The 11,659-nt window shown below is 59.6% G+C and carries 8 protein-coding genes; all 8 read left to right on the top strand.

Annotated elements, in window-relative coordinates; all coding sequences use genetic code 11:
* Nucleotides 1-32: 32 nt before the first annotated feature.
* Nucleotides 33-4,262, top strand: a complete 4,230-nt coding sequence (gene rpoC, locus D3P04_RS20040) for a DNA-directed RNA polymerase subunit beta' (RefSeq protein WP_119751647.1) — start codon at nt 33-35, stop codon at nt 4,260-4,262.
* Between the two features lie 200 nt (nt 4,263-4,462).
* On the top strand, nt 4,463-5,398 hold the full coding sequence (locus tag D3P04_RS20035; protein ID WP_119751646.1) for a DMT family transporter: 936 nt from the start codon (nt 4,463-4,465) through the stop codon (nt 5,396-5,398).
* Nucleotides 5,395-6,210 carry a glycosyltransferase gene (locus D3P04_RS20030; protein WP_232845099.1) on the top strand — a complete coding sequence of 272 codons (816 nt, stop codon included), beginning with the start codon at nt 5,395-5,397 and terminating at the stop codon, nt 6,208-6,210. Before D3P04_RS20035 ends, D3P04_RS20030 begins: the two co-directional genes overlap by 4 nt.
* On the top strand, nt 6,180-7,097 hold the full coding sequence (locus D3P04_RS20025; protein ID WP_119751645.1) for a glycosyltransferase: 918 nt from the start codon (nt 6,180-6,182) through the stop codon (nt 7,095-7,097). Before D3P04_RS20030 ends, D3P04_RS20025 begins: the two co-directional genes overlap by 31 nt.
* A gap of 289 nt (nt 7,098-7,386) precedes the next feature.
* Nucleotides 7,387-7,758, top strand: coding sequence for a 30S ribosomal protein S12 (rpsL, locus tag D3P04_RS20020; RefSeq protein ID WP_042252808.1), 372 nt, complete (start codon nt 7,387-7,389; stop codon nt 7,756-7,758).
* A 12-nt stretch (nt 7,759-7,770) separates the two neighbouring features.
* Nucleotides 7,771-8,241, top strand: coding sequence for a 30S ribosomal protein S7 (rpsG, locus tag D3P04_RS20015; protein WP_119751644.1), 471 nt, complete (start codon nt 7,771-7,773; stop codon nt 8,239-8,241).
* A gap of 18 nt (nt 8,242-8,259) precedes the next feature.
* Nucleotides 8,260-10,383 carry an elongation factor G gene (gene fusA, locus D3P04_RS20010; RefSeq protein WP_119751643.1) on the top strand — a complete coding sequence of 708 codons (2,124 nt, stop codon included), beginning with the start codon at nt 8,260-8,262 and terminating at the stop codon, nt 10,381-10,383.
* A 48-nt stretch (nt 10,384-10,431) separates the two neighbouring features.
* The gene (tuf, locus tag D3P04_RS20005) at nt 10,432-11,607 is read left to right on the top strand and encodes an elongation factor Tu (protein WP_119751642.1); all 1,176 of its coding nucleotides are present in this window, start codon (nt 10,432-10,434) and stop codon (nt 11,605-11,607) included.
* Nucleotides 11,608-11,659: the final 52 nt, after the last annotated feature.

The following is an 11,659-nucleotide window of genomic DNA, read 5'->3' as shown; positions in this document are numbered from 1 at the left end:
CTTCTTCCGCGCCCTTTCACAAGGATTGAAAAATGAACCAGGAACTTGCCACCAATCCCTTGAACCCGATGGCCGCGCCTCGGCAGTTCGATGAAATCAAGATCTCGCTCGCATCACCCGAGGAAATCCTCGCGTGGTCCTTTGGCGAGGTGAAGAAACCCGAAACCATCAACTACCGGACCTTCAAGCCGGAACGCGATGGCCTGTTCTGCGCCCGGATTTTCGGGCCGATCAAGGATTACGAATGCCTTTGCGGCAAATACAAGCGGATGAAATATCGCGGCCTCGTCTGCGAGAAATGCGGCGTTGAAGTCACGCTGCAAAAGGTCCGCCGTGAACGCATGGGCCATATCGAACTGGCCGCGCCGGTTGCGCATATCTGGTTCCTCAAGTCGCTGCCGTCGCGCATCGGGTTGATGCTGGACATGACCCTGCGCGATCTTGAGCGGATTCTCTATTTCGAGAATTACGTCGTGATCGAACCCGGTCTGACGGATCTGACCTATGGTCAGTTGATGACCGAAGAAGAGTTCATGGACGCTCAGGACAACTGGGGTGCCGACGCTTTCACCGCCGATATCGGCGCGGAAGCGATCCGGACCATGCTGGCCAATATCGATCTTGGCGCGACTGCCGAACAACTGCGCGAAGATCTGAAAGAGGCGACCGGCGAACTGAAGCCGAAAAAGATCATCAAACGACTGAAAATCGTCGAGAGCTTCCTTGAATCCGGCAACCGTCCGGAATGGATGGTCATGACCGTTCTTCCGGTCATTCCGCCGGAGCTGCGCCCTCTGGTGCCGCTGGACGGTGGCCGGTTTGCGACCTCGGACCTGAACGATCTCTATCGCCGGGTGATCAACCGGAATAACCGCCTGAAGCGCCTGATCGAGCTTCGTGCGCCCGATATCATCGTGCGTAACGAAAAGCGGATGTTGCAGGAATCGGTTGATGCGCTGTTCGACAATGGTCGTCGCGGCCGTGTCATCACCGGCAACAACCGTCGTCCGCTGAAATCGCTGTCGGATATGCTGAAAGGCAAGCAGGGGCGTTTCCGTCAGAACCTGCTGGGCAAGCGCGTCGACTTTTCGGGCCGCTCGGTCATCGTGACCGGGCCGGAACTGAAACTGCATCAATGCGGCCTGCCCAAGAAAATGGCGCTGGAGCTGTTCAAGCCGTTCATCTATTCGCGGCTTGAGGCGAAAGGGCTGTCCAGCACCGTCAAACAGGCGAAAAAGCTGGTCGAGAAGGAGCGTCCCGAGGTTTGGGATATTCTCGATGAAGTCATCCGTGAGCATCCGGTTCTGCTGAACCGCGCGCCGACGCTGCACCGTCTGGGCATTCAGGCATTCGAGCCGATCCTGATCGAGGGCAAGGCGATCCAGCTTCATCCGCTGGTCTGTTCGGCCTTCAACGCCGATTTCGACGGCGACCAGATGGCTGTTCACGTGCCGCTGTCGCTGGAGGCCCAGCTTGAAGCCCGCGTGCTGATGATGTCCACGAACAACGTGCTGTCGCCCGCCAACGGCGCGCCGATTATCGTGCCGTCTCAGGACATGATCCTTGGTCTCTATTACATCACGATGGAGCGCGAGGGCATGAAGGGCGAGGGCATGGTCTTCGCCAATGTCGAAGAGGTCGAGCACGCACTTGCCGCCGGTGAGGTGCATCTGCACGCACGGGTCACCGCCCGTCTGCGCCAGATCGACGAGAACGGCAACGAGGTCATCAAGCGCTACGAGACGACACCGGGCCGGATCCGGCTGGGTGCGTTGTTGCCGATGAATGCCAAGGCTCCGTTCGAGCTGGTCAACCGACTGCTGCGCAAGAAAGACGTGCAGTATGTCATCGACACGGTCTATCGTTACTGTGGCCAGAAAGAGTCGGTGATCTTCTGTGACCAGATCATGGGCATGGGTTTCCGCGAGGCGTTCCGCGCCGGCATCAGCTTCGGCAAGGACGATATGGTCGTTCCCGATAACAAATGGACGATCGTCGACGAGGTGCAGGACCAGGTGAAGGAGTTCGAACAGCAATATCTGGACGGTCTCATCACCCAGGGCGAGAAGTACAACAAGGTTGTGGACGCATGGTCGAAATGCAACGACCGTGTGACCGAAGCCATGATGTCCACCATCTCGGCCAAGAAGAAGGACGAGGGCGGAGCCGAAAAGGAACCGAACAGCGTCTATATGATGGCGCATTCGGGCGCCCGGGGTTCGGTCAACCAGATGAAGCAGCTTGGCGGGATGCGTGGGCTGATGGCCAAGCCGAATGGCGAGATCATCGAAACGCCGATCATCTCGAACTTCAAGGAAGGCCTGACCGTTCTTGAATACTTCAACTCGACCCACGGCGCCCGGAAGGGGTTGTCGGATACCGCGTTGAAAACCGCGAACTCGGGTTACCTGACCCGGCGTCTGGTCGATGTCGCGCAGGACTGCATCATTCGCGAACATGATTGCGGAACGGATCAGTCGATCACTGCCGCGGCTGCCGTGAACGATGGCGAGGTGATTGCCCCGCTGTCCGAGCGTGTGCTTGGCCGGGTTGCTGCCGAGGATGTTCTGGTTCCGGGCGAAAACGAGATCATCGTCCGTGCGGGCGATCTGATCGACGAGCGCAAGGCGGATGAGATCGAGGCGGCGGGAGTGGCTACCGTCCGTATCCGTTCGGCCCTGACCTGCGAATCCGAGGATGGCATCTGTGCGCTGTGCTACGGCCGTGATCTGGCGCGCGGCACGATCGTCAATATCGGCGAAGCCGTCGGCATCATCGCCGCGCAGTCGATCGGCGAGCCGGGCACGCAGCTGACCATGCGGACCTTCCATATCGGCGGTATCGCGCAGGGCGGACAGCAATCCTTCCAGGCTTCGGCACATGAAGGCACCGTGCAGTTCCGGAACGAGAACGTTCTGACCAACGCGAATGGCGAACCTGTCGTGATGTCGCGCAACATGCAGATCGTCATTCTTGATGATCAGGGCAACGAGCGTGCCAATCACAAGCTGTTCTACGGCTCGAAGTTGTTCGTGAAGGATGGTGAGCGGGTGATCCGTGGCGCCAAGCTGTTCGAATGGGATCCCTATACCCTGCCGATCATCGCCGAAAAAGGCGGCGTGGCCAAATTCGTCGATCTGACCTCGGGTGTGTCCGTGCGCGACGAAACCGATGACGCGACCGGCATGTCGCAGAAGATCGTGACCGACTGGCGCTCGGCGCCCAAGGGCAACGATCTGAAGCCCGAGATCATCATCATGGATGAGAACGGCGAACCGGTTCGCAACGAGCAGGGCAACCCGGTCAGCTATCCGATGTCGGTGGACGCCATTCTGTCGATCGAGGACGGGCAGGAAATTCGTCCGGGTGACGTGGTTGCACGTATCCCGCGCGAAGGCGCACGGACCAAGGACATCACCGGGGGTCTGCCCCGCGTGGCGGAACTGTTCGAAGCCCGCCGTCCCAAGGATCACGCGATCATCGCCGAAATCGATGGTTATGTGCGCTTTGGCAAGGACTACAAGAACAAGCGCCGCATCGCCATCGAGCCGTCGGAAGAAGGGCGCGAGCCGGTCGAGTACATGGTGCCGAAAGGCAAGCACATCCCGGTGCAGGAAGGCGACTTCGTGCAGAAGGGTGACTACATCATGGACGGTAACCCGGCTCCGCATGACATCCTGCGGATCATGGGGATCGAGGCGCTTGCCGATTACCTGATCGACGAGGTTCAGGACGTGTATCGTCTGCAAGGTGTGAAGATCAACGACAAGCATATCGAGGTGATCGTTCGCCAGATGCTTCAGAAGATCGAGATCATCGACAGCGGCGAGACCACGCTTCTGAAAGGCGAGCATGTCGAGCGCGACGAATTCGACGCCGAAAATGCCAAGATCGAAGCGCGCGGCGGCCGTCCGGCCACAGGCGAACCGGTTCTGCTGGGCATCACCAAGGCCAGCCTGCAGACCCGCAGCTTCATCTCGGCGGCGTCCTTCCAGGAAACGACCCGCGTGCTGACCGAAGCCTCGGTTCAGGGCAAGCGCGACAAGCTGGTCGGGCTGAAAGAGAACGTCATCGTCGGCCGCCTGATCCCGGCAGGTACGGGTGGCGCGACCTCGCGCGTTCGCCGTATCGCCACCGAGCGCGACAACGAGGTGATCGATGCCCGCCGTGCTGAAGCCGAAGCGGCTGCGGTTCTGGCTGCGCCCGCTCCGGCAGAGGAAAGCGCCCCGGCCGAGGCACCCGATACCGGCAGCCAAGAATAACCCGCTGCCCAAGCGACAGGAAAGGCCCGGCGTTTGCCGGGCCTTTTTATATGCGATTGCGGCAAGGAACGGGGCGTAAATCCTGTTGGCCCGGGGGCGTCGGGCAGAAAGAGCTGCCTGATCGGCCCCTATCCGTAATCTCTCCCCCTTGCTCCTGCCCGAACGACCGCCTAACGCTTGGGGCAGAGGGACGGAAATCAATGCGCACGCCACTTATATCGCCATTCCGGCGGGTCAGTCCCGCCTCGATCAGGACACAGCCCCATCAGCCCGGAGACAATCTGCGTGGCGCTTTGCTGATGTGCTTCTCGATGGTTGGATTCACCTGCAATGACACGGTGATGAAATTCGTCACACAGGATATGCCGCTATATCAGGCCATGACCTTGCGGGGGCTGGCGGTGATGGTTGGCATCATGATCCTTGCGCAGCGGGACGGCGGGCTGCGCCTGCAGGTTCCCCGCACGGATCGTGTTGCGATGGCGTTCCGGATCGTGGGGGAGCTTGGGTCGACGGTGCTGTTCCTGAATGCACTTCAGAATATGGCGATCGGTGATCTTTCGGCAGTCATGCAGTCGCTGCCGCTTGTGGTGATGTTGTCGGCGGCCCTGCTGTTCGGCGAAAAACTGGGCTGGAGGCGGATGAGCGCGGTTGCCATCGGGTTGATCGGGGTCATGATCATCCTGCGGCCGGGCAGCGACACATTCGGGATCTGGTCGCTGGTGGCCCTGGCGGCGGTGGCGCTTGTCGCAATGCGTGATCTGGTGACCCGGACTGTCGGGCGGGGGGTCAGTTCGATCACGATCGCGTTCTATACCGCAATGACCGTGACCCTGATGGGCTTTCTGGCAAGCCTGTGGCAGGGCTGGGTTATGCCGGGGATATCACAAATCCTTTTGCTTATGCTTGGCGGTGCGTTCCTGACGCTTGGCTATATGACCGCCGTTGCCGCGATGCGGATCGGAGAGATCAGCTATGTTGCGCCATTCCGCTATGTTTCGCTGATCGTGGCGATTGTGGCAGGGCTGCTGGTGTTCCATGAATGGCCGGATATCTGGACATGGACCGGGGCGGCGCTTGTCGTTGGCGCCGGAATCTATTCCATCTGGCGTGAAGCGCAATTGAAGGGGGAATGATGCGGGTACAGATGCTGGGGCTTTGCCGGTTCTCCTATGTCGGAATGCGTGGCTACCAGGTCGAGCACGAAAGCTATGATGAACGGCGGGCTTATCTTTACGATCCCCAGCGGCTTGCGCGACGCTGGTTCTGGTTCACCGAGATCGCTCTTCCGGCATGGCGCATGCAGACGGATCCCGATTTTACGCTGGTCGTGATGACCGGGCCGGATCTGCCCGAGCCCTATCTGGGCAGGTTGCGGGACCTGGAAGCCGAGATCCCGCAACTGAAGCTGGAGCTGGTGCCGCCGATGAAATATCATCTGAAAGCATGCCGCGCGGCTGTCGCGCCGCATATCGATCCGTCCGCCGATGTGATCGGGCATTTCCGCCATGACGATGACGACGCCGTCGCCGTGAATTACATCGAGGCGGCGCGCAAGGATTTTCGTCGTGTAAAGGGCCTGTGGAAAGCCGAGGGCAAGCTGTCTCTCGATTATTCGCGCGGCCTGATCCTGAGATCCGAGAAAGGCAAGGTCAGGCTGATCCCGCGTATTTGCCACAATGCGACTGCCGCTTTGACGATTTTCCTGCCTCCGGATGCGGACGAAACCGCATTGAATTACGATCATTCCAAGCTGGCGCAATGGATGCCGGGCGTGGCGGTGACACGTCCGCTGATGTTCGTCCGCACGCTTCACGGCGATAATGATTCGGGTGATATGGGGCCGGGCCTGCCGTGGCAACTGGACGAAGAGGCCCTGAACCGTCAGATTTCTGCGCGGTTCGGCCTGAGACCCCAATGGCTGGAAAAGATCGCAGCCGGGTTGTAAGAGCAGGCTCTGCCTCCGAGCCGAACCGGAAGGTGCCGCGTGCGGGGGATAGTCTTAACAGGATCGAATTGGGCGATATGAAGATTCAGCCGATCGGGGTTTGCCGTTTTTCACTGTTGACGACGGGCGGGTTCAAACGCGGTCCCGCCTCGCTGGATGAGCGCCGGGCCTTTCTGTTTCAGGAATCCCGCCTTGCGCTTCGGATGGCATGGTTCAGGCATGTGGTGATGCCCTCGATCCGGGCACAGAGTGATCAGGGTTTTCTTTTCGTCGTGCTGGCAAGCGATCTCATGCCGCAGAAATGGCAGGATGAGCTGGCGGAAACCGTAGCGGATTGTCCGGTCGTCAGGCTGGAATTTATCGCGCCGGGGAAGCATTTCCAGATCTGTAATGCGCCATTCTCGAAATATCTGCATCCGGATACCGATATCGTCGCCCAGTTCCGGCTGGATGACGACGATGCGGTTGCCGTGAATTACATCGACCGGGTGCGCAGGGATTTCGAAACCTATCTTGCACCGCTATATCGGCAATACGGGATGGTCAGTGGCGATTATACCAGCGGTTTCGTACTGGAGGCGGACGGAACGCAGGCCAATCTGCATCGCGTATTCGCCTCGACCTGGAATTGCGGGCAGACGGTCTATCTGCCTGCCGGTTCGCGTCAGGGCCTGTTTGGCTGGGGGCATCATCAGTTGCATTGTCATATGCCGACCGTGACCCTGCATGACGGCAACATGTTCCTGCGCGGCCGTCACGACACGAATGACAGCGCGTTCCGGTTGCCTGACCATAACAGTCGGCCCTGGGAGCTGGATGCGTTGAAGCGCCGCTTTGACATCGATCTGACGGCGCTGCAGGATGCGCTCCGAAAACTGCCGTCCTGACATTGCCGATATGCGGATGGCGAACCGGGCAGGGTATAAATCCGCTGCGGTGGATTGACAGCCCCCCCGATTCCTCCTATACGCCCCGCACCCGGCGGAGTTCCGCCTTGGGTACCAGAACCTATGTGGTCATGATCCGGGCCAGTTCGCCCCGATCCTCTGGAATTTTCCCGTCCACCCCTTTTCGTGGGGCCGGATGGGTTTGGCGTTTCACGATTCGCGTGAGATGCCGTCGAGAAGTGGCGCAGCCGGTGGTTGCGAGTATTGACAGAGCAAGACGGGGAACCGAATGCCGACTATTCAACAGCTGATCCGCAAGCCGCGGCAGCCCAGAGTGCAACGCAGTAAGTCGATGCACCTTCAAGGATGCCCGCAGAAGCGTGGCGTCTGCACGCGCGTCTATACCACGACGCCGAAAAAACCGAACTCCGCTATGCGTAAGGTGGCCAAGGTCCGCCTGACGAATGGTTTCGAGGTCATTTCCTATATCCCGGGCGAGAAGCACAACCTTCAGGAACACAGCGTCGTGCTGATCCGTGGCGGCCGTGTGAAAGACCTTCCGGGTGTCCGTTATCACATCCTGCGCGGTGTGCTGGATACCCAAGGTGTCAAAGATCGTCGTCAGCGTCGTTCGAAATACGGCGCGAAGCGTCCGAAGTAAGGAGATAGGCAGATGTCCCGTCGTCACGCCGCTGAAAAGCGCGAAATCCTGCCCGACGCCAAATTTGGCGATCGCGTGCTGACCAAATTCATGAACAACCTGATGGTTGACGGCAAGAAGTCCACTGCCGAGCGCATCGTGTACAACGCGCTCGACCGGGTCGAGCAGCGCCTCAAGCGCGAGCCGATCGAAGTCTTCCACGAAGCCCTCGACAACGTGAAACCCTCGGTCGAGGTGCGTTCGCGCCGCGTCGGCGGTGCCACCTATCAGGTTCCGGTTGAAGTCCGTCCGATCCGCCGTGAAGCTCTGGCGATCCGGTGGCTGATCACCGCCGCCAAGAACCGCAACGAGCACACCATGGAAGAGCGTCTTGCCGGCGAATTGTCCGACGCCGTCAATGGCCGGGGTACCGCCGTCAAGAAGCGCGAAGACACTCACAAGATGGCCGACGCGAACAAAGCGTTCAGCCATTATCGCTGGTAAACGGAAGGAAGGCCCATCATGGCACGCGAATATCCGCTACAGCGTTATCGTAACTTCGGCATCATGGCTCATATCGATGCCGGCAAGACCACGATGACCGAGCGTATCCTGTTCTACACCGGCAAGAACCACAAGATCGGCGAGACCCATGACGGCGCCTCGACGATGGACTGGATGGAACAGGAAGCCGAGCGCGGTATTACCATCACTTCGGCTGCGACCACGACTTTCTGGCAGCGTCAGGAAGATCCGTCCGCCGAGGGTACCTCGGATACCAAATACCGCCTCAACATCATCGATACGCCGGGCCACGTCGATTTCACCATCGAGGTTGAGCGTTCGCTGGCCGTTCTTGACGGCGCTGTCGCGCTGCTGGACGGGAATGCCGGCGTCGAGCCGCAGACCGAGACGGTGTGGCGTCAGGCTGACCGTTACAAGGTGCCGCGTCTGGTCTTCGTCAACAAGATGGACAAGATCGGTGCCGATTTCTTCAATTGCGTGAAGATGGTCAAGGACCGGACGGGCGGAACGCCTTGCCCGATCGTATTGCCGATCGGCTCCGAGGATAATCTTGAAGGCATTATCGATCTGATCACCATGGAAGAATGGGTCTGGACGGGCGAGGATCTTGGCGCAAGCTGGGTTCGTCAGCCGATCCGCGACAGCCTGACGGATCTGGCGACCGAGTGGCGCAACAACATGATCGAACTTGCCGTCGAGCAGGACGATGCCGCCATGGAAGCCTATCTGGAAGGCAATGAGCCTGATGCAGATACGCTGCGCAAGCTGATCCGCAAAGGCACGCTGTCGCTGTCCTTCTTCCCGATGCTTGCCGGTTCCGCATTCAAGAACAAGGGTGTGCAGCCGCTTCTGAACGCTGTGATCGACTTCCTGCCGGGCCCGCAAGACGTTCCGACCCTGATGGGCTTCTCGCCCGATGACGAGGACGAAGAGCGCAATATCCCGCGGAATGCGGATGATTCCGAGCCGTTCTCGGCGCTGGCCTTCAAGATCATGAACGACCCCTTCGTCGGTTCGCTGACCTTCACCCGGATCTATTCCGGCGTGTTGAAGAAGGGCGACAGCATGCTGAACTCGACCAAGGGCAAGCGCGAGCGTGTCGGCCGGATGATGCTGATGCATTCGAAGGACCGCACCGAGATCGAAGAGGCGTTTGCAGGCGACATCATCGCGCTGGCCGGTCTGAAAGAGACCACCACGGGCGACACGCTTTGCGATCCGGTCAAGCAGGTTGTTCTGGAAACCATGACCTTCCCCGAGCCGGTGATCGAGATCGCCGTCGAGCCGAAATCCAAGGCCGATCAGGAAAAGATGGGTCTGGCCCTGCAGCGTCTGGCCGCCGAGGATCCGTCCTTCCGCGTCGAAACCGATATGGAATCGGGTCAGACGATCATGAAGGGGATGGGTGAACTTCACCTGGACATTCTGGTCGACCGCATGAAGCGGGAATTCAAGGTCGAGGCGAATATCGGTGCGCCGCAGGTGGCGTATCGGGAAACCATCTCGCAGCCTGCCGAGATCGACTATACCCACAAGAAGCAGACCGGCGGCACGGGCCAGTTCGCCCGCGTCAAGCTGGAGATTCAGCCGACCGAGCCGGGCGAGGGGTATTCCTTCGAATCGCGCATCGTCGGCGGTGCGGTGCCGAAGGAATATATTCCGGGCGTCGAGAAAGGCATCAAATCGGTGATGGATTCCGGTCCGCTGGCCGGTTTCCCGGTGATCGATTTCAAGGTCGCACTGCTTGATGGTGCTTTCCACGATGTCGACTCGTCGGTTCTGGCCTTCGAGATCGCTTCCCGCGCGGCAATGCGTGAAGGTCTGCGCAAGGCCGGTGCGAAACTGCTCGAGCCGATCATGAAGGTCGAAGTTGTGACGCCGGAGGAATATACCGGTTCGATCATCGGCGACCTGACCAGCCGTCGCGGCATGGTCCGCGGACAGGACAGCCGCGGCAATGCGAATGTCATTGATGCTGCGGTGCCGCTGGCAAACATGTTCGGCTATATCAACAACCTGCGCTCGATGTCTTCGGGTCGTGCGGTGTTCACGATGCAGTTCTCGCATTACGAGGCCGTTCCGCAGAATATCTCGGACGAAATTCAAAAGAAATACGCGTGATCTGATGCGCCCTCGGGCGCATCTTCGAAGAACGAAAAGGAGCCAATCATGGCAAAGGCAAAGTTTGAACGGAACAAACCGCACGTCAATATCGGGACGATTGGTCACGTTGACCACGGCAAGACGACTTTGACGGCAGCGATCACGAAGTATTTTGGCGATTTCCGGGCCTATGACCAGATCGACGGCGCGCCGGAAGAGAAGGCGCGGGGGATCACGATCTCGACGGCGCATGTGGAATATGAAACCGACTCGCGTCACTATGCGCATGTGGACTGCCCGGGCCACGCGGACTATGTGAAGAACATGATCACCGGCGCGGCGCAGATGGACGGGGCGATCCTGGTGGTGAACGCCGCCGACGGCCCGATGCCGCAAACGCGCGAGCATATCCTGCTGGGCCGTCAGGTGGGCATTCCCTATATGGTGGTTTACCTGAACAAGGTGGATCAGGTGGATGACGAGGAATTGCTGGAACTGGTCGAGATGGAAGTGCGCGAGCTGCTGACCAGCTATGACTATCCGGGCGACGATATTCCGATCATCAAGGGCTCGGCTCTGGCTGCGCTTGAGGGCCGGGATCCGGAAATCGGCGAGAACTCGATCCGCGAGCTTCTGAAAGCGGTCGACGAATACATCCCGACGCCCGAGCGTGCCGTGGATCAGCCCTTCCTGATGCCGATCGAGGATGTGTTCTCGATTTCGGGTCGTGGTACGGTTGTGACCGGCCGTGTCGAGCGTGGCGCGGTTAATGTGGGCGACGAGCTGGAAATCGTGGGTATCCGCGACACCAAGAAAACCACCTGCACGGGCGTGGAGATGTTCCGCAAGCTTCTGGATCGTGGTGAAGCGGGCGACAATATCGGCGCGCTTCTGCGCGGTATCGAGCGTGACGGCGTTGAGCGCGGTCAGGTTCTGTGCAAGCCGGGTTCTGTGAAGCCGCACACCAAGTTCGAGGCCGAGGCCTATATCCTGACCAAGGAAGAGGGTGGCCGTCACACGCCGTTCTTTGCGAATTACCGTCCGCAATTCTACTTCCGCACGACCGACGTGACCGGGACCGTCAACCTGCCGGAAGGCACGGAGATGGTGATGCCTGGCGACAACCTGAAATTCGAGGTTGAGCTGATCGCCCCGATCGCGATGGAAGAGAAACTGCGCTTCGCCATCCGCGAAGGCGGACGCACCGTCGGCGCAGGCGTCGTCTCTAAAATTATCCAGTAATACGGATAATGCGATCAGCCGCCTTCGGGTGGCTGATTTTTCGAAATTCCCT

The sequence above is a fragment of the Paracoccus onubensis genome, from assembly GCF_003591515.1.
GTDB classification, from domain to species: Bacteria; Pseudomonadota; Alphaproteobacteria; order Rhodobacterales; family Rhodobacteraceae; genus Paracoccus; species Paracoccus onubensis.
This window is presented reverse-complemented; position numbering and strand designations above follow the sequence as displayed.